The 20119-nt window shown below is 47.7% G+C and carries 18 protein-coding genes and 1 tRNA gene; all 19 read right to left on the bottom strand.

The window, feature by feature from the left end:
- Positions 1 to 22: 22 nt before the first annotated feature.
- The 19 genes from K0H60_RS03350 to K0H60_RS03260 all read right to left on the bottom strand — a co-directional run bounded on the left by K0H60_RS03350 (position 23) and on the right by K0H60_RS03260 (position 20083).
- Positions 23 to 1168: an HDOD domain-containing protein gene (locus K0H60_RS03350; protein WP_220057270.1), complete on the bottom strand. Its 1146-nt coding sequence runs from the start codon at positions 1166 to 1168 to the stop codon at positions 23 to 25.
- A 200-nt stretch (positions 1169 to 1368) separates the two neighbouring features.
- Positions 1369 to 3849: a S9 family peptidase gene (locus K0H60_RS03345; protein WP_220057269.1), complete on the bottom strand. Its 2481-nt coding sequence runs from the start codon at positions 3847 to 3849 to the stop codon at positions 1369 to 1371.
- Between the two features lie 168 nt (positions 3850 to 4017).
- Positions 4018 to 4599 carry an anthranilate synthase component II gene (locus tag K0H60_RS03340; RefSeq protein ID WP_220057268.1) on the bottom strand — a complete coding sequence of 194 codons (582 nt, stop codon included), beginning with the start codon at positions 4597 to 4599 and terminating at the stop codon, positions 4018 to 4020.
- Between the two features lie 156 nt (positions 4600 to 4755).
- On the bottom strand, positions 4756 to 5193 hold the full coding sequence (locus K0H60_RS03335) for a ClpXP protease specificity-enhancing factor (protein ID WP_011715796.1): 438 nt from the start codon (positions 5191 to 5193) through the stop codon (positions 4756 to 4758).
- Positions 5193 to 5822, bottom strand: coding sequence for a stringent starvation protein SspA (gene sspA / locus K0H60_RS03330; RefSeq protein WP_011715795.1), 630 nt, complete (start codon positions 5820 to 5822; stop codon positions 5193 to 5195). Before sspA ends, K0H60_RS03335 begins: the two co-directional genes overlap by 1 nt.
- Before the next feature lie 96 nt (positions 5823 to 5918).
- A complete protein-coding gene (locus K0H60_RS03325; RefSeq protein WP_220057267.1) occupies positions 5919 to 6617 on the bottom strand; it encodes a cytochrome c1 in 699 nt (232 codons plus the stop codon).
- Entirely contained in the window at positions 6617 to 7831 is a 1215-nt protein-coding gene (locus K0H60_RS03320; RefSeq protein WP_011715793.1) for a cytochrome b, read from the bottom strand. The genes K0H60_RS03325 and K0H60_RS03320 overlap by 1 nt, the downstream gene beginning before the upstream one ends.
- On the bottom strand, positions 7831 to 8421 hold the full coding sequence (petA, locus tag K0H60_RS03315; RefSeq protein WP_011715792.1) for a ubiquinol-cytochrome c reductase iron-sulfur subunit: 591 nt from the start codon (positions 8419 to 8421) through the stop codon (positions 7831 to 7833). Before petA ends, K0H60_RS03320 begins: the two co-directional genes overlap by 1 nt.
- A gap of 368 nt (positions 8422 to 8789) precedes the next feature.
- A complete protein-coding gene (gene hflC, locus K0H60_RS03310) occupies positions 8790 to 9683 on the bottom strand; it encodes a protease modulator HflC (RefSeq protein WP_023268786.1) in 894 nt (297 codons plus the stop codon).
- 3 nt (positions 9684 to 9686) lie between these two features.
- Positions 9687 to 10832, bottom strand: a complete 1146-nt coding sequence (gene hflK, locus K0H60_RS03305) for an FtsH protease activity modulator HflK (protein WP_011715790.1) — start codon at positions 10830 to 10832, stop codon at positions 9687 to 9689.
- A gap of 36 nt (positions 10833 to 10868) precedes the next feature.
- Positions 10869 to 12176, bottom strand: coding sequence for a ribosome rescue GTPase HflX (gene hflX / locus K0H60_RS03300; protein ID WP_011715789.1), 1308 nt, complete (start codon positions 12174 to 12176; stop codon positions 10869 to 10871).
- Between the two features lie 23 nt (positions 12177 to 12199).
- The gene (gene hfq, locus K0H60_RS03295; RefSeq protein ID WP_011070934.1) at positions 12200 to 12472 is read right to left on the bottom strand and encodes an RNA chaperone Hfq; all 273 of its coding nucleotides are present in this window, start codon (positions 12470 to 12472) and stop codon (positions 12200 to 12202) included.
- Between the two features lie 92 nt (positions 12473 to 12564).
- On the bottom strand, positions 12565 to 13491 hold the full coding sequence (miaA, locus tag K0H60_RS03290; protein WP_220057266.1) for a tRNA (adenosine(37)-N6)-dimethylallyltransferase MiaA: 927 nt from the start codon (positions 13489 to 13491) through the stop codon (positions 12565 to 12567).
- Complete coding sequence (mutL, locus tag K0H60_RS03285; RefSeq protein ID WP_220057265.1) at positions 13484 to 15418, bottom strand: DNA mismatch repair endonuclease MutL; 1935 nt, start codon at positions 15416 to 15418, stop codon at positions 13484 to 13486. The genes miaA and mutL overlap by 8 nt, the downstream gene beginning before the upstream one ends.
- A gap of 13 nt (positions 15419 to 15431) precedes the next feature.
- The gene (locus K0H60_RS03280; protein WP_011715786.1) at positions 15432 to 16823 is read right to left on the bottom strand and encodes an N-acetylmuramoyl-L-alanine amidase; all 1392 of its coding nucleotides are present in this window, start codon (positions 16821 to 16823) and stop codon (positions 15432 to 15434) included.
- An 8-nt stretch (positions 16824 to 16831) separates the two neighbouring features.
- Entirely contained in the window at positions 16832 to 17290 is a 459-nt protein-coding gene (tsaE, locus tag K0H60_RS03275; RefSeq protein ID WP_011621395.1) for a tRNA (adenosine(37)-N6)-threonylcarbamoyltransferase complex ATPase subunit type 1 TsaE, read from the bottom strand.
- Positions 17291 to 17368: 78 nt separating this feature from the next.
- Positions 17369 to 18868, bottom strand: a complete 1500-nt coding sequence (locus K0H60_RS03270) for an NAD(P)H-hydrate dehydratase (protein ID WP_220057264.1) — start codon at positions 18866 to 18868, stop codon at positions 17369 to 17371.
- A gap of 244 nt (positions 18869 to 19112) precedes the next feature.
- Positions 19113 to 19568: a ferritin family protein gene (locus K0H60_RS03265; RefSeq protein ID WP_011621393.1), complete on the bottom strand. Its 456-nt coding sequence runs from the start codon at positions 19566 to 19568 to the stop codon at positions 19113 to 19115.
- Positions 19569 to 20007: 439 nt separating this feature from the next.
- Positions 20008 to 20083: transfer RNA gene (locus tag K0H60_RS03260), tRNA-Gly, on the bottom strand.
- Positions 20084 to 20119 lie beyond the last annotated feature (36 nt).

The following is a 20119-nucleotide window of genomic DNA, read 5'->3' as shown; positions in this document are numbered from 1 at the left end:
ACCGATGGGAACGGCGTGCAGATCACAGCAGATCCAACTTCCGATAATTCTGTGCTTTTAGGCGCAGTACTTCCTGTTCGCTCAACTCGTAATAATCGAACATCAGACGTCTCTCCTGAGGTTCGATTTGGCGCATCTCTTCAAGTAACAGCACCTTAGCATAACAATTCGCCCGTGCCACTAATGCGGCCGGCATCGAGAGTTCGCGGTAAGTTAAGGTTTGGTCTAGTTCCTTTAACAACAGGGTTAAGGGGCTATGCTCAAATTTCAGTAACTCTAATAGCTGCCAATTGAGTTTGTGCCCGTGAGCCAGCACTTGCTCAAATACCGCCTTAGCCGGAAACTCAGTGGCAATCACCGCATCATACACTTCTTTATCGCGACTCGAGCTAGCCTCGCGGATCCAATTGCCCCAAGTTTTATCGAATAAACGTGCACTGAGACTCAGCACAACCGAGGTGCCTAACTGATTCAATAATGCGCCACTATAAACTAGGGCTGAGTCAGTATTATGAAGCTGCGCTAACGCATTCGCAGCTATTCCGCTAACGATGCTGTAGCGCCACAACTTACGGGTGGTCCAGAGTAACTTAGCGTTGCCACTTGGTAGCCAATTACGTAGGCAAAAGTAAGGAATAATAGTACGCAGGTTTTCGATGCCAATGTAATTCATCACTAATTTGATATCAGTGACGCGCACATCGGAACTCTGCGGGCGGCGCGCCCGAAATGCCGGACTATTGACCATATTGGTTAAATCGCGGCATAACCAGCTTAAATTACTGATTAAAGGTTTTAACCGGGTCGCATCGAGGTTTTTTGCCAGCAACAGCTCGAGTAACAGGATCTGTGACTCGTTAATATCCGACTTTGCCAGCACTAACTCTGGGGATGCCAGTTGATGCTCAATGGCATTATTGACCGTTTCGATGAGTTGCTTGGAAATGGCCTCAAAGACTTCACGGGCCTGAATTTGTTTGAGTAGCCGCGACAGAATCGCCTCTCGCTCGACATCGAGTTTATTGGCATCGGCCTCAAGCTCTCGGTCTAAATCATCCAATAAGGTTGGGCCGGCCTTTTGCTTACCGAGGATCAGTTGCTGATAGAGCCTATGTTCTATCTCTATAATTTTGCCGGGTCTAACGCCGCCCGCTACCGATATCGCCACAGTTTATCTTTCCTATTTCGCCCGTGCTAAGTGGCGCGCATACGCTAAAATCGTTAAAAACATGACAATTTCAGCATATAGGTTACATCTTGGCAATAAGCAAACGGGTGACTATTTTACAGCCCTGATTAGATTCACAGCCGCCGAAATCCGCGCAACAAAAAAGGCCTCATATTGAGGCCTTCATATTATCGCGCAATTTACTTAAGCTCTTGTTCAAACAGCTTATAAATACGGCGATATTCGTCCAACCAGCTCGATGGCTGACGGAAGCCGTGGGGCTCGACCGGATAAATCGCGGTTTCGAACATAGGCTTTTCCAGCTCGATAAGGTGCTGCACCATACGCACGCTATCTTGGAAGAACACGTTGTCATCCATCACGCCACTCATGATCAGTAATGGCTTAGTCAGACCTTGGGCGTGCTCGATGGGCGAGCTACGCTCGTAGGCGATAGGGTCAACATCCGGTGTGTTTAAGATGTTGGAGGTGTATGGCGCGTTGTAATGCGCCCAATCCGCCACAGGGCGCAATGCAGCGCCTGCTTGGAATAACTCAGGCTCAGTAAACAAGGACATAAAGGTTAAGAAGCCGCCGTAAGAACCACCATAGGTACCGACACGCTTAATATCCACGTTGGCATTTTGGCCCATCCAAGTCACGCCGTCTTTTAAGTCTTCGACCTCAGGGTGACCCATGTTGCGATAAATCGCCGTACGCCAGTCGCGACCATAGCCTTTAGAACCACGGTAATCCATGTCCATCACCACATAACCCTGCTGGGTCAGTAGGTTGTGGAACATAAACTCACGGAAGTAACCACTGAAACCATAATCGGCATTCTGTAAGTAGCCCGCACCATGGTTAAAGATAACGGCGGGGTATTTCTCAGCGCGTGATTTGTCATAACCCTGCGGCAAATAAACCCGCGCATATACTTGGCCAGCGCCATGGTTTGAAGGAACTGCAACCACTTCAGGCGCTTGCCATGGATATTGCTTAAAGGCATCGCTGGTGTATGACGTGAGCTGTTTTAACTCACCGCCAATCGGCTGAACATACAGCTCATTCGGCTCTGTACGGCGAGACGCATTCAGCAGCAACTTAGTGCCATCGGGGCTTAAGCTGTAATCTAAGTTACCGTCCCACTGGGTTAATTGCTCATTTTTGCCCGAAGCGATATTCACACGATGAACATTGTAAATGCCAGGGTGGCTTTGGTTAGCCTTGTAGTAGATGTAGTTTGCATCGGGCGATAGAGTAATATCGCTCACCACAAACTTACCTTGAGTCAAGGCGCGGGGCTTTTCGCCACGGGCCTTGATATAAAGCTGGGAATAGCCTGTTTCTTCAGAGAGATAGTAAAGTGTGTCTGTTCCAGGTAACCAACCAAATTGGTTATAGTCGTAGTTCACCCAAGCATCATCATGGAGGCGGTGCTCGGTGATAAACTTGCCCTTTGCCAGATCGACACTGGCAATCCAGCGATCTTTGTTATCGGTCGCTTCGACCATCACCGCCAGCTTGTCCTCAGACTCATGCCATTGAATCGCACTTTGAGTCCAGCCCCAATCCTGCATCAGCTGGATTTTACGAGGTGCCTTAGTACTTTGATACGACTCACCTTTTGCCTTGGCGTTTTCACTCTTCACCTTAGCTAAAACGTCCTCATCGAAACCTGTTAGGCCTTCGATAGTCACATCAATCTGTTTATGCTCATTTAGATCAAGTACCACAAAGCGTTGCCCCGATGGCGTATCTTCTGCAACACGGGCGCGGACTGGCACAGGGTCGATATAGCCTTCGCTACCGAGGTAGTTTGGCATGATGTCGTGTTCACTGCTGCCGGTGTAGTTTTTATCGGTTAAGGCCACAAACAGATAGCGACCGTCTGGTGACAAACTCAGCTCAGACACCACCTCAGCATCACCGAGATACCAAGTGTTAGCGGCGAGGGTCGGATCGCTCTTTTGCAGTTCGTTCTTAAACTGTTCTTTGGCTTTGGCATTTTCTTGCTGCAACGCCACATATTGAATGAGTCTGTGCTGCTGTTTGGCCAAGTAGCTGCTCGGCTCTTTCACACCCTCCGGCGCTTTCACCATTTTGATTTCAGCCAACTGTTCCACTAATCCACTGTCTTGATGGATTTGAAAAACATTATCCCCTTGCCAATAGGCGATATCGCCATTATTAAGGTAACGCAGGCCACTGATGGCAGTGCGCTGACGGGTAAGCTGGGTGATTTTGCCAGAGCTTAAATGCTTAACAAAAATATTGCCTTGATAGAGATACGCCTTGTTGGCCTTAGCATTGTCTAACACACCAAATTGTTGGTCCGCCGCGTGTAGTTTATCGATGGCCAGTTCAACGGCGCGGCTGTCATTAATGCCCTGCTGATAATAATTCCGTAGCGGCGATGCGCTAGGTTGGCGGGCAAAGAAAACGCTCTGGCTGTCATCACTCCAGTAGGCTTCCTTAGCGAAAATCCCCATCCAATCGGGGTTCGCCATAATTTGATTCAGCGTAAGAGGTTGTGAAACTTGGGGAGGCTGAGCTAAAGGGACTTGATAAGCCTGTGGTGTGGTCGCGGGAGTCGCCGTTTCAGTTGAGGTGGCGGCGCAACTCGTCAATACCGCAACGGCTAACGCACTTAAACCCAAATTTCGCATTACGCAGTTCATTCGTCCTTCCTTTTATTGTTATCGCAACCCTAGCAACACTATGGAGTAGACTCCAACGCGAGTGGGCAAGCGTCGTTTTGCGGCAGTTATATCACACTTGGGCGACATATTTGCTTAAAAGGAGGAGAAATCTTGTAACAAAGATTAGAGCTGAATGGATCTTTTCGATTAAGCTAGAGCCGATTGCGACAAGAAATTTGCCAATAATTCATGGCCTTGCTCGGTCAAAATCGACTCGGGGTGAAATTGCACGCCAAAGAGTGGCAGCAGCTGATGGCTCATGGCCATGATTTCGCGACCATGGGTTGGGTCGTCAAACCAAGCGTCCAGCACAAATCCCTCAGGGATAGCATCGACCAGCAGTGAATGGTAGCGGGTTACAGTTAATGGCTGATTTAACCCTTTAAATAGGCGCTCGCCTGTATGAGTAATCGCACTGACTTTACCATGCATCACCCGCTGCGCTCGCACAACCTTGGCACCAAACACCTGCGCCATGGCTTGATGCCCTAAACACACACCGAGGATAGGTAAACGATCGGCAAAATGCTCAATCGCCGCGAGGGAAATCCCCGCCTCATTGGGCGAACAGGGGCCAGGAGATATGACTAAATGGCTCGGTGCCAGCGCCTCGATTTCCGCTAAGCTGATTTCATCATTGCGTTTAATCACGATATCTTGCCCTAACTGCTGAAAATACTGCACTAAGTTAAAGGTGAAAGAGTCGTAATTGTCGATCATTAGCAACATACAAAATCCATTGGCTCAAATGGTAAGTCGATGCACTCCACGGCTGAAATGCGGCGCAAATGCTACCACAGGCCTTTGCGCGGATTAAACCTTTATCCAATAAAAAAGCCAGTCGATAGACTGGCTTTCAAGAGTATAGAACAGGGTGTAATTAACCTATTTAACTAAGGTTAAATGACTGCGACGCTTAGGCGGCTCATCCGTAGGCTCGGTTGGCTTCTCGTTTGTCTCAATAACAGACAAAGTCGATTCGGCTTCCTCTTCGACTAAGTACGCATCTTCAATATCGAAGACAGTCCCTGCGCCATTTTCACGGGCGTAAATGGCCACAATAGAGGCCATTGGCAATAATACCTGTTGAGGTACACCACCAAAACGCGCATTGAACTCCACAAATTCATTACCAATTTGCAAATTGCCCACCGCGCTGGCCGCGATATTTAATACGATCTGGCCATCCTTCACGTACTGCTGTGGTACTTGGGTGCCTTTCACAAAGGCATCCACGACAACGTGAGGCGTTAATTGGTTGTCCATCAACCAATCGTAGTAAGCCCTGAGTAAATAAGGACGATTTGGAGTCAACGCTTTCATTACATTCCCATGCGCATTTCGCGTTCAGCTTCAGTCAACGAAGCTTTAAATGATTCACGCTCGAAAATACGTGTCATGTAGGCTTTGATGTCTTTCGCTACGCGGCTGTCTAACTCGATACCTAATACAGGTAAACGCCATAATAATGGGCCGAGGTAGCAATCCGCTAAACCGAATTCTTCGCTCATAAAGTAAGGCATTTCACCAAATACTGGCGCGATTGAAAGTAAACTTTCAGTCAGTTCTTTACGGGCCGCTTCGGCGCGGTCGCCTTTGCGAATACGGTCTACGAGTGAGTACCAGTCAGTATCGATGCGGTGCATCATCAAACGGCTTTGGCCGCGAGATACTGGGTAAACTGGCATCAACGGCGGATGAGGGAAACGCTCATCCAAGTATTCCATGATGATACGTGATTCATACAGAACGAGTTCACGATCTAATAAGGTTGGCACTGAGTTATAAGGATTTACTTCAAGTAAATCTTCAGGCATTTCGTTTGGGTCGACCTGTAAAACATCAACAGTAACCCCTTTCTCAGCTAACACGATACGCACTTGATGGCTATACAGATCATCAGCACCTGAAAACAGTGTCATGACAGAGCGTTTGTTGGCAGCAACAGCCATTGATACCCTCCAGAGTCGAAATAAAACAAAAGTAAACGAGGGGCAAAGCCCCCCGTTTACACTATGCGGATACTATATTTTACCCGTTATTGGTGCCTAGTGTACATCTTTCCAGTACTCTTTCTTCAAGAGGTAGGCCACAATAAAGAAGATAAACAGGAATCCAAGTACCCACCAACCTAAAGCTTGACGCTCTAACTTAACAGGTTCAGCCGAATAGACTAAGAAGCCAGTGATATCACGAACTGCTTGGTCGTACTCTTCTGCATTTAACTTACCACCAGAGACCACAATAGTGCCATCTTCTTGCTTAACAGGTGTGCCTTGCAGTTCTTCAAGAACGTGTGGCATACCCACTGATGGGAAGACAGTGTTGTTTACGCCGAATGGACGGCTTGGGTCTTTGTAGAAGCCCTTGAGATATGAATACACCCAATCTTCGCCACGAACACGTGCGACTAAGGTTAAGTCTGGTGGTGTAGCACCGAACCACTTAGCAGCATCTTTGTGTGGAATTGCGTTTTGCATCAGCTCACCGATTTTGGCATCGGTAAACATGTACTTGCTACGCATATCATCGGCTGAAATACCGATATCGTTCGCCACACGCTCATAGCGTTGATACTGAGTGCTGTGACAACCAGAGCAATAGTGTTGGAACATGTCCAGACCACGCTCTAAAGAAGCCTTATCATGCAGATCAACATTGGCTTTTTCTAAATGTACATTGTGTCCACTCGCGGCCATCGCCAGCGTCGGGAGCAATGTAACTAATGCAATCAGTAATTTTTTCATTAGTGTGTCAACCTCGCTGGAACAGGCTTAGTTTTCTCATTTTTGCTGTATAACCACAGTAATAAGAAGTAGCCGAAATACGTCACAGTGAAGATACGTGCAACAATAGTCAGCTCTGGTGTTGCAGGTACAGCGCCTAAGTAACCTAAGACGATGAACGATACAGCGAACTGAGCGATGTTCAACTTGTGCAGCGTGCTGCGGTAGCGAATTGACTTCACTTTACAACGGTCTAACCAAGGCAATACGAACAGCACTGCAATCGACAGACCCATCATTACCACACCGCCCAATTTATCGGGAACAGCACGTAAGATGGCGTAGAACGGAGTGAAGTACCATACAGGCGCAATGTGCTCTGGTGTCTTCATTGGGTTAGCCGCTTCAAAGTTTGGCTTCTCAAGGAAGTAACCGCCGCCTTCAGGGATGAAGAACAGCACGTAACAGAACACGATCAAGAAGCCCGCAACACCCATAATGTCTTTAACTGTGTAGTATGGGTGGAATGGAATACCATCAACTGGCCAGCCATTCTCGTCTTTGTTCTTCTTGATTTCGATACCGTCTGGGTTGTTTGAACCCACTTCGTGCAGGGCGATTAAGTGTAAGAACACTAAAACCACTAACACTAATGGCAGTGCGATAACGTGCAGAGCGAAGAAACGGTTCAGTGTCGCGCCAGAGATCACGTAGTCACCACGGATCCACAGGGTTAAGTCATCACCGATAACAGGGATAGCACCGAACAGAGAAATAATTACCTGCGCGCCCCAGTAAGACATTTGTCCCCATGGTAGCAAGTAACCCATAAAGGCTTCAGCCATCAGCACGAGGAAAATCAACATACCAAATAGCCACAGCAGTTCTCTAGGTTTTTGATATGAACCGTAAATCAGACCACGGAACATATGTAAGTAGATCACCACGAAGAATGCAGACGCACCCGTTGAGTGCATATAACGCAATAACCAGCCGTACTCTACGTCACGCATGATGTATTCAACAGAGGCGAACGCACCTTCTGCTGTTGGTACATAGTTCATGGTCAACCAGATACCCGTCAGTAATTGGTTAACCAATACCAACATGGCTAATGAACCGAAGAAGTACCAGAAGTTAAAGTTAGTTGGCGTCGCATACTGACCCACGTGACGGTTATAAGTCGCCGTCATTGGGATACGCGCATCGATCCAATTAATTAAATTCTTAACCATTACGCCACTCCTTTATCTACACCGATGATAACGGTGCCATCATCAACGTATTGATGTGGAGGGATAACTAGGTTCAATGGAGCTGGAACGCCTTGGAATACGCGGCCCGCCATATCGAACTTAGAACCATGACATGGACAGAAGAAACCAGAAGTCACGCCTTGAACTTGCTCACCAAATGAATCTGGTAAATAAGTTGGTGAACATCCTAGGTGGGTACAAATACCGACGGCAATAAAATACTCTGGCTTAATAGAACGCAGAGGATTTGTTGCATATTCAGGTTGTTGCATTTCTGCAGACGCTGGATCTCTTAGCTTATCGTCGTGTGTTGGCAGTTCATTAATCACTGCTTCTGTGCGACGGACAACCCATACAGGTTTTCCACGCCATTCAACACGGATCAGCTGACCTGGCTCAATTTTACTGATATTTACTTCTACCGGCGCACCTGCAGCTTTCGCCTTGGCACTCGGATTCCATGACTTGATGAAAGGAACCGCTACAGCGACGGCACCAGCACCACCTACTACGGCGGTTGCGGCTGTCAGGAATCTGCGACGTCCGGTATCGACTGGCGCATTGCTCATCCACTTATCTCCCAGAGGGTGTTGGAATTTTTGTTTTTCAAAGACTTTCTGCCACCTAGTTATCACCATGGGCAAAAATCGAAGTTTGAAGCGGGGCTCATTATAGCTAAAAATTAGAAGCAGATCATAGTGAAAACACTCAACTAAGTTAGGGAGATTGCGTGTTTTTAAAAAAAATGGACAAAAAAAGCACAGCTATTAAGCGATTTTAATCGTTTTGATATACTTTTTGAGCAAATGGACTGTGAGGTCGGCATAATCCATGCATCGCTAATATAACTCCAGCTCCCATTTTGTAACTTTACATTTTCCTGCAGATAAAAAAATGGGCCCTGTTGTCAGGACCCATTCAATACACTATTGATTGCTTACTTCTTAGGTGAAGTGCTCTTCATATATTTGAAGAACTCGCTATCTGGTTCTAACACCATGACATCAGAGTTGCCGGAGAAACTCGCACGGTAAGCATCTAAGCTACGTAAGAAGCTGAAGAACTCAGGATCTTTACTGTAAGCATCAGAATAAATCTTCGCGGCTTGCGCATCACCTTCACCGCGGATGGTTAAGGCTTTACGCTCGGCTTCGGCAATCTTCACGGTCACGTTGGCATCAATGGTCGCACGAATAATTTCAGACTGCTCTTTACCCTGTGCTCTATGCTCTTTAGCAACCGCTTGACGCTCGGCACGCATACGTTGGTAAATACTGTTACTCACGTTTGCAGGTAGGTTGATTTGCTTCACACGCACGTCAACCACTTCAATACCTAAGTCTTTAGCGCTTTCAGAGGCGTTTTCTAACGCATCATTTTGCAGCTCATCGCGTTTACCAGAAACGATTTCCTTGATAGTGCGGCGACCAAACTCGGTACGTAAATCGTTGTTGATCTTACGTTGTAGTAAGGTCTCAGCATTCGACTTAATACCACCGTTAGTGGAGAGGTAGTATTTTTCGAAGTCGAAAATACGCCACTTCACATAGGAGTCGACCATCAAATCTTTTTTCTCAGAGGTGACGAAACGATCCGCTGCACCATCTAAGGTTTGGATACGCGCATCGAGTAACTTCACTTTATCGATCACTGGCACTTTAAAGTGTATGCCTGGGCCGAAAACGCGGGTCACTGGTTTGCCGTCAACTTTGTCTTTAACGATTTCACCGAAACGCGCCACAATCGCACGCTCGCCTTCGTTAACGACCATCACAGATGACAGACCTATGCCTAATACGATGGCAATCAGAACAATACTTAATCTACCCATGGATTACTCCCTCCCTTGGCGAGCACGGTCCTCGCGAGAAGGGCGTCCACTCAAAGGCTCACCAATGCGAGTCGTTGACATAGATGAAGAATTGACGTTCTGCTGAGCCTTATGCTCAACCTCTGGCGTAGTCACAGGCTTCTCTTTCATTAACTTGTCTAAAGGCAAATACATTAAATTGCCATTGTTCTTCGCGTCGATCAGTACCTTGTTGGTATCTGTCATCACCTGTTGCATTGCATCGAGATACAAACGCTTACGGGTCACTTCAGGCGCCGCTTGGTACTCAGGCAACAGTAACTCGAAACGAGCCACTTTACCGCGAGCTTCAAGAATTTCACGCTCTTTATAGGCATTCGCTTGTTGCGCCATACGCTCAACTTCACCGCGCGCTTTTGGCTCAACTTCGCGAGCATAAGCTTCGGCTTCACGGATAAAGCGTTGTTCGTCTTCTTGCGCCGCAATCGCATCGTCGAAAGCATCTTTCACTTCTTCAGGTGGACGCGCTGGCAAAAAGTTAACGTCAACAATGGCTAAGCCTAATTTGTACGGTTCAATGATGCGCTCGAGTTCTTTCCAAGTGTCGCGACGAATCGCATCACGACCCGTGGTCAGAATATCGTCCATCTTGTTGTGGCCGATAACATAACGCAGCGCACTGTCTGTTGCTTCGCGTAAGCTGGCATTCGCATCAACGGCACTGAACAGGTAAGAGTACGCATCTAGAATACGATACTGCACGTCCAACTCGACCTTCACGACGTTTTCATCTGAGGTCAACATGCTGCCAGAAGCAGGAATGGAGCGAACAGATTGCACATCAACGGGATAAATCTGGTCTATAAACGTAGCCTTCCAATGCAGACCAGGTCCCACCTCACCAATGTGCTGACCAAAACGCAGCGCAACACCACGCTCAGCTTCTTTAATGGTGTAAAAACCCGAGAGTCCCCAAACAACAAAAGCGATGGCAAGAATGATGATTAAGCTGAACGAACTAAAGCTCTGGCCTGATGAGCCATTGCCTTTGCCGCCAAAGCGTTTTGAAAGATTACGAAAAACCTCATCAAGGTCTGGTGGTCCTTTGTCGTTACCACCTTTATTTCCCCAAGGATCATTACCCTTGTTACCGGGCTCGTTCCAAGCCATTTAGCACTCCATAAGTGGATGAAATAAATTAGATTATTAACAAACAGCCTTTTCTGTCGACGGATCGAAGATAAAGGTTTCTAACTCACCCTGACTCTGTTTAGCTAATCGGCGCCAATCGGCATCCGATAAACGAACAGACAAAATACAGTTCCCCAGATCGTCGTACTCTTTCTGCTGTATCGCATCCAGTCGATAAAACTGGCCAAGATAATGTCCAGCAGTAGCCGGAATCTTAAGTGTAAACTCATGAATGACTTCACCAATCAACTCGGTGATTGCCTTCAGGAGCAGATCAAATCCCAAACGTTTTTGTGCCGAAAGCCAGACGCGCACGGGCTTACCGTGTTCATCGTATTCGATGCGCGGCGTGACATCCTCAAGCAGGTCGATTTTATTACAAACGACCAACTGCATCACCTCGGCTGCATCGATATCTTCGAGCACGTTTTGCACCTGCTCGAAGTTATCCGCCATATTTTCATCAGCACAATCAACAATATGCAGCAATAAATCCGCTTGACGCGTTTCCTGCAATGTTGCCTTGAACGCGGCAACCAGATCGTGTGGTAAATGGCGAATAAAACCTACAGTGTCCGCTAAAATCACGGCACCGTCGGGCAGATCTAACTTTCTCAATGTGGGGTCGAGTGTGGCAAATAGCTGGTCGGCTGCATAAACATCAGATGAGGTTAAGGCATTAAACAGCGTTGACTTGCCCGCGTTGGTATAACCCACTAATGAGACTGTTGGCATGTCACTACGCTTACGGGCGCGGCGACTTTGCTCACGTTGTTTATCAACACGCTCTAAGCGTTTATTGATATTTTTAATACGGCCCCTGAGCAAACGTCTATCGGTTTCGAGCTGGGTTTCACCCGGGCCACGTAAACCGATACCGCCTTTTTGGCGCTCAAGGTGAGTCCAACCACGCACAAGACGCGTCGACATGTGGCGCAATTGCGCTAGCTCCACCTGTAACTTACCTTCATGGGTCCGAGCACGTTGAGCGAAAATATCCAAGATCAGCGTGGTTCGGTCCAATACTCGGCACTGACACACCTGTTCAAGGTTTCGCTCTTGAGCAGGACTCAAGGCGTGATTGAAAATAACCACATTCGCCTCGGTCGCAGCCACTAATGCAGCTAACTCCTCGGCTTTACCAGAACCAATAAAAAACTTACGGTCTGGTGAGCGTCGACTTCCAGTAATGACCCCGACTGAGCGTGCTCCAGCTGACTCGACTAATAGCTGTAACTCGACTAAGTCTTCCCGGCGTTCCTCATCGGAAAAGTCGATATGGACAAGAACCGCTGTTTCTCCCGCCTCATAACGATCAAACAAGAAGCAAACTCCTCAATTAAAACTTATTCGCCACTTGGCATATCGTCTTGCGCGCCATAACCGCCCTGGGCATTTTGATGGCCAGCAACGTTAAATGGACGAGCAGGTACTACGGTAGAAATAGCGTGTTTGTAAACCATTTGGCTCACTGTGTTTTTCAACAGAATGACAAACTGATCAAACGACTCTACCTGTCCTTGGAGTTTAATGCCGTTTACCAAGTAAATTGATACAGGAACGCGCTCGCGGCGTAGTGCGTTCAAAAATGGGTCTTGTAAAGATTGCCCCTTAGCCATTTTATTATTTCCTTTTTAATTTATATAAAAATAAATCGTTATCAGTGAAGTTTTTTGTTTAGTTTTAGTATTATACAGCAAGGGCTAATAAGCTAGCGGCATTGACGCATAAGTGTAACTAAATTCCCCTCAGCACCACTTTCAAGCCAATTCAACTCTGGCCAACTACGCAACCATGTTAATTGACGCTTGGCTAATTGCCTAGTAGCGGCAACGGCTTTTTCGACCATAGTATCATAGTCAAATTCACCATCGAGATACTGCCAACATTGTCGATATCCCACGCAACGCATTGAGGGCAAATCTAAATGTAGGTCACCTCTCGCTTTCAGCTGGGCGACTTCATCAATAAAACCTTGCTCTAACATTATCCGAAAACGCTGCCCGATTAACTCATGCAGCACTTTGCGCTCACGGGGCGCAATGGCAAATTGCACCACACCGTAGGGTAAAGGAGCCGACTTGGTTTGAGTTAACTCGGTCAGACTCTTACCGCTTATTCTATATACTTCTATCGCTCTTGAAAGCCTTTGTGGATCATTAGGATGAATTCTTTCTGCCGATACGGGATCTATCTCCCTTAATTGCTCGTGCAGTGCTTCCCATCCGTTTGCGTCCGCTTCGGCTTGAATATCGGCCCGAATCGCCTCATCGGCACTCGGTAGCGGCGATAATCCTTCTAAAAGCGCCTTAAAGTACATCATGGTCCCGCCCACTAATACGGGGGTCTTTCCCATGCTAATAATCTGTTCAATCTCGCGCAGCGCATCGGCTCTAAAATCGGCGGCGGAGTAACTCTCTGCCGGATCGCGGATGTCGATCAGTCGATGTGGACCCCGCGCTAATTCCTCGGCAGAGGGCTTAGCACTGCCAATGTCCATGCCGCGATAGATCAATGCTGAATCAACCGAGATAATCTCGCAATTATGCTTTTCGGCTAATTCGAGTGCTAAAGCGGTTTTTCCGGACGCAGTTGGTCCCATCAAAAAAACCACTTTTGGCTGTAATTCTTTATTCAATTGCTTGCTCTTCTAGCCACGATTGCCAAGGTAAGGATACTGCTTTATCGGCAATTTGCTGTCTTTTCTCTTCAGTTAACTGACAATAGGCTGCCCAAATATCCGCAGCCGAGGTAAATCCAGTTAAACTCTGCTCTGCCAGCCACACTGCCAATGCATTAGGTGCTGGCGCTTCAAAACGTAGCGATTGCAACCACTCGGGGATCACCTTCGCTAACTGGCTATCCCTGAGATATGGGGGCACTTTTTTAATTATCAACTGCTGATAGCGAATTGTTAGCTCTAATCCTAATTGCCGGATAAGTGTTTCATGTTCTTCGAGTAATGCAGGCCAATCGGTATCGGCGGCAATCGATACTGGCATCAATAAGGGCTGACCTATCAAGCCGGTTGCCAGCTTTGTTTCTATCTCATGACTACGTGTCGCTAACGCCACAGATTGAATCGGCAACAGACTCAAGTTTTGCCCTTGCGCTAATACCCAATATTGACCATTGAGTATGGAGGGCATTGCAAGCACGGGTTGATATGGCTTGTCCTGCACGCTATAGGATGGCGTCTGCAACAATTCTCCGTAACTGGCGATAGCCGCCTTAGAAGGAAGCTCGGCTCGGGCACGACTTTCCCCTGCAGAACCACTGCGTGACTCCCGCGGAACGGCCATACTGCCGTAAGCATTGCTCTGCACGCCAGCGCAAGGACGCGCGCTGGCATTATTCCGAGTACGCTCACCTAGCTGCGAATCCCGTGACATCTCGGCACGAGAAGTATCTGCACGTGAAGCTTCATCCCAAGTTGAATGAGTTTTAGATTCAGGCGATTGCAGCTCGAAGGCATGATGCTCAGTTTGTGTCTGCGCGCCAGATTCAGAGAGAGAAATCTCATCCTTAACCTGTGGCGAACTCGACTCAAAAGGACGCTCAAAACCCAGCTCACCCGCTTCTTCGAGCGCCGATTGCAGTGCTTGCAAAATATAATCATGCACATAACGGCTCTGATGAAAGCGCACTTCGTGTTTCGCTGGATGCACGTTCACATCCACCTGATGGGGATCGATATCCAGCATCAACACATAACCCGGCTGTTCGACCTCGGCTTTTTGGGCAAATGCTTGGCGCACCGCATGATTAACTAAACGATCGCGCACTAAGCGGCCATTCACATAAAAGTAATGGGTGTCGGTTAACACCGTTGACCAAGGCGACTGTAAATAACCACTTAAACGCAGGTCATCGTGCTGGCATTCAACCCGCAACGCCTCATCGGCAAATTGGCGCCCAGCAACCTGAGTCAATCGCTGCAAATACTGCGGCTCATTCATCGCCGGACGATAGTTGCGTACGGTTTTACCATTGTGAGTCAAGGTAAAGTGGATATCCCCGCGCACTAATGCAATGCGTTTTAACCATTCATCGATATGGGTAAATTCGGTTTTATCGCTTTTTAGAAAACGTCTGCGAGCAGGCGTATTAAAAAACAGATCGACAACTTCAATAGTTGAACCAACAGGATGCGCGGCCGGCATGACCTTAACCGCCATATCGACGCCTTCAGCATAAGCCTGCCACGCTTCCGTTTGCTCGGCCGTGCGCGAGGTCAAGGTTAAGCGGGATACTGAACTGATACTCGCCAATGCCTCACCACGAAAACCAAAACTAAGAATCGCTTCAAGGTCGTCAAGGGAATGTAATTTCGAGGTAGCATGACGCGACAAGGCCAAGGCCAGCTCATCCTTTGGGATCCCCGAACCATTGTCGCGGATCTTAATCAGCTTGCTGCCGCCCTTATCGATTTCGATATCGATACGCGTCGCCCCAGCATCTAGGCTGTTCTCGACAAGCTCCTTCACCACAGAAGCAGGCCGTTCAACCACCTCTCCGGCGGCGATTTGGTTGGCTAATTGCGGCGGAAGGATCTGGATCCCCATAGACTTCATCCTATTAACTCTCAGGAATAACGAGTGTTTGCCCGAGTTGTACCACATCCGTCTTCATACCATTGGCGCGCTTAATGCTAGCCATAGGCACTTGATAACGCTGAGCAATCGCCGAAAGTGACTCGCCGCGGCTCACCTTGTGCTTGATATTTCCCGAGGAGGATTTCGCGCTCGAGCTGGCCGTAGTGCCACCGCTATTACGCTTCGCGAGCAAGGTATCTGCCGGCGGGTTATTGTGAAAATAACGGCTAACGCCTTTATAGATAGCGGTTGCGATACTTTCCTGATGGCGACTGCTATTAAGTAATCTTTCTTCCTTCGGATTCGAGATAAATCCTGTCTCCACCAGAATGGAGGGAATATCGGGGGATTTTAATACCGCAAGGCTCGCAGACTCGGGGCGACTCTTATGCAGCTCAGTCACTGAACCGAGATCCTTGAGAATATCCCCAGCAACAGAGTGACCTATTGCCATCGAACTGTTCATGGACATGTCGAGCAGAGTCATTGCAAGGTACTGTTCATTATCGGTATTTTGGATAATTTCCCCAGCACCACCCAAGAGTTCTGAGTGTTTCTCTTTTTGCTCCAACCAACGACCAATTTCACTATTCGCGCGGCGCATCGATAATACCCACACAGACGCCCCCTTTGGCTGGGGCGAGGTAAAGGCATCGGCATGGATAGAAATCAGTAAATCGGCCTTACTGTTACGGGCGAGCTCAGAGCGCTTGTTCAAATTCACAAAGTAATCGCCGGTACGGATCATCACGGCGCGCATACCCGGCGTGTCGTTGATCTTACTGGCCACTCTTTTGGCTATCTCTAGCGCGACTTTTTTCTCGTAAACACCTGATGGGCCAATAGAACCAGGATCGTCACCACCGTGGCCCGCATCAATCGCCACCACAATATCACGGGAGGATTGCGCCGATTGAGTAACCGTTTTAACTGGGGTTGAACTCACCACAGCTGTCGCCGTGGTTAAGGTTTTATCCTCGAGATCCACCACCAGACGATTGCCATAGGGCGCCGTTTCGGGAAGAGAAAACAGGTTAGCATTTAATGGCTTAACCAGATCGATCACCAAACGTAAATCACCTTTAGTGGGTGATTTGCTGACGCGAACCCCTTTAACCAATTTACTGTTGTTATCGATATTTTTCAGGCTCAGTTTTGTCGACGCCTTTTTAAGGTCGACCACCAAACGATTGGGCCCATCGAGGGAAAAATAAGTGTAATTAGGCGCTTCGCTCAAATCGAACACCACCCGGGTCGACTCGGGGGCAGCCCAAATACGCACGCCCTCAAGCTGGTTAGCAGCATGGGCCGCCACAGCAAAAAAAGCGCACAGAAAAAGAGTAATAGTCTGAAAGTAATGCTTATTTTTAGTCATCTTTGTTTTTATTTTATTGCGGCTAATAGCTTTTTACCTGATTCTGTTAAGGCTCGAATTTGGATTTCACGTCCTTGGTTAACATAATTTAAATGCAGGTGAATATCGGCATCGGGCAAGAGTCCATGACCTTTGTCGGGCCATTCCACAATGCACAGACTGCTATCGGTAAAGTAATCACGGATCCCCATGAACTCGAGTTCTTCAGGATCGTTTAAACGATACAAATCAAAATGATAAACTTCGACACCGTCTAGCTCATAAGGTTCAACTAAAGTGTAGGTTGGGCTCTTTACCGCTCCTTTATGCCCTAATCCTTGGATTAACCCGCGGCTCAGAGTGGTTTTACCCGCCCCTAAATCCCCCGTCAAATACAGAGTCAAAGGCGCTTGAATATGGCGGGCCAATTTTTGCCCAACCGCAATAGTCTCGTCTTCGTTATTTAATTGAAAGGTTAACTCTGTCATTTCCGCTTTATCACTGCTGTTATGGATGGAGGAGGCAACTTAAGCGCGGGAATGTCCTGCGCTTAAGTTTTACAGCGCCTAGAGTAAATCACTATTTACTAATTGGCGAATAAAAGGCATCAAATCGCTGGCTAACATGCCCCGTTCACCCTGCACTGCAGCCAGATCCGCCGCGCAGCCATGAACGACAACCCCAACAACGGTCGCCTGCATGTTATCCATTCCTTGAGCCATAAGTGCGCCTATAATACCAGATAACACATCGCCGCACCCACCACTCGCAAGCCCAGGATTTCCAACAGGTGCCACGACCATCTGTTTTCCATCAAAAATGACTGTACCCGCACCTTTGAGCAGCACCACACCACCATATTTTTGCTGCAGAGCACGCACGGCAGCAAATCTATCCTGCTCAATGTCGGCGACACTGCATCCCAAGAGCCGCGCAGCTTCCCCGGGATGAGGCGTGAGTACCCAGTTAGTTTGCCTGCGCGGTTCTTGACTGAGCAGATTCAGAGCATCGGCATCGAGCACACAGGGTTTATCACTTAAGCCCGCGGCTTTAAACAAGTTATAACCCCAGTCGTGTTTTCCTAAACCTGGGCCAAGTACCACCACTTGTGCCCAACCTAGGCGCAGATAGACTTCCATATCGACCAGTTCACAGCCCCAAAACATCAATTCGGGGCGCGAGACGTTTACTGTCAGTTGATGTTCAGGCCTGCTGATCACAGTCACCAATCCGGCGCCCGCACGTAAACAGGCTTCACTGGCTAGGCGAATGGCTCCTGCCATACCAAAATCACCACCTATCAGCGTTACCTTGCCCGATTGCCCCTTGTGGCTGTCCCGTGCTCTTGCGGCAAAATGGCTTTTTAACATTTCACCGCCGACTCGCGTTGCACTCTCAACATCGAAAAAAGGCGTTAATCCCAGATCGGCAAAGGTCAAATGGCCGCAGTGGTGTCTCGCCTTACTGGTCAAAAGCCCCTGCTTTAACCCTCCAAAGCACAGAGTGACATCCGCCATCACGGCGACGTGAAGGGCTACGCCGGTATCGGCAACAATCCCCGAAGGCAGATCTAAACTCAGCACCCAAGCGTCACTCTGATTGATCGCACAGATTAGTGCGATCAATTCCTCACGCACGGCGCCCTTAACTCCCGTGCCCAGTAGCCCATCGATAATGATCGGCGCCTGCTGTATCGCTTCGATATTGGGGGAATCGATAACACCGCCCTGGTTAAGATAGGCAGAAAGTGCTTGCTCAAATTCTGCTGTACCTTGGGTCTTGAGCAAGTAAACCTTGACCTGATGCCCTGCTTCTAAGGCTAGGCGCGCGCAAACTAGCGCATCGGCGCCATTATTGCCGCTACCCGCTAATACCAGTAAAGGCATTCCTTCAAGCTGAGGATACAGTTCACGCTGTTGGATGAAGCACTCAAATGCCGCCCGTCCAGCACGTTCAACTAATTGATATAAAGTGGTTTCCCCTTCTGAAACAGCGAGCAATTCGGCGGTTCTCACCTGCTGCTGCGTATAAAGCGCTGTGGGTAAACTCGATAAATCTTGTGCCATAGAGGATCTCCTGCGCGACAAATAATCAAAAGGACTGCTCACCTAACACACCCTGTTATTGGTGAGAACCAAGCATTACAAGGTCAAATCAACCAATGAGATCAAGAAAGTAGCAAAAACCGTCCCAAAAAATTATGACGTAAATCAGTTGCCATGCAAAAAGCATCCAAAGTGAAAAATACTCATCCGGTAAAGACAACAAAGCCAGCATTGCGCTGGCTTTGAAAGGTCATTCGACATCTGATTAGATATCATCCATCCGAATCGTGCTATGCACTAGACGTTGCTGCTGAGTTTTCTCCACTCGAATCAGGCCCTCTAGTGCGGTACGAGCATCTTCGGCAGTCGTTGAGTTAACGGTTTTTTCCAATAAGCCAATTAGTCTATTTTCTAAATCGAGGTGCAGATTCAGAACATCATCTTCAGTCATATTGGCGGGCAACATGGTGTCTTGGCAGCGCTTGGTAAAGTCTTCAAATACAAAGTCTTTATACCAAGTATCTAATACTCTAACCGGCGCCTCATCCATATAATCACGCAATTTTTCAGCCACATGTTTTTGGTGAGACTCAAAATATTCCAGCATCATCTTCACGCGGGCAGAATCGGCCTGATTGTTCAGTCGGCCATAGAGTTGCGCCATATCTAAGCGGCAGTTCGCCACATACTCAAGTAAATCACGCAATTGTTGAATACGCATATAATGCACTCCAGTGTTAAGCCAACTACTTGGCGCTATTAACTTTGTCTGGATTCATTATGTAAGTAAAAGCGTTGCGAATATTTGAACAAGGTCATAATTTAACTTTCGCAACGCCACCTAATTTAGGAAATCTTGAAGAAACAAGGCGCAGATCACGCATTAACCTTGCTGTTTTATTTTTTACAAAATAGAAAACATCAGCGATAACAGCCGCAGAGCAGGCAAATCCTGCAGCACTTGACCGCATTAGCATTAAAAATAACCGTGCAAACAAAGATTAATAAATTACAGCGATGAAGTGCTAAAAAAGCGCTTCGAACAATCAAGAACGAAACAGTCATACTAAGTAGGCAGAAGAGCAAAATAGCGCTACGTAAGTTGTGATATATCAGTTAGAAATGGAGAAAATTTAATGGGGAGGCTTACGAGAAAAAATTGGAGCGACATATCGGGTTCGAACCGATGACCTATACCTTGGCAAGGTATCGCTCTACCAACTGAGCTAATGTCGCATAATTTTTGTATTTAATGACTTGGTGAATCACTAA

The organism is Shewanella mangrovisoli (genome assembly GCF_019457635.1).
GTDB classification, from domain to species: Bacteria; Pseudomonadota; Gammaproteobacteria; order Enterobacterales; family Shewanellaceae; genus Shewanella; species Shewanella mangrovisoli.
This window is presented reverse-complemented; position numbering and strand designations above follow the sequence as displayed.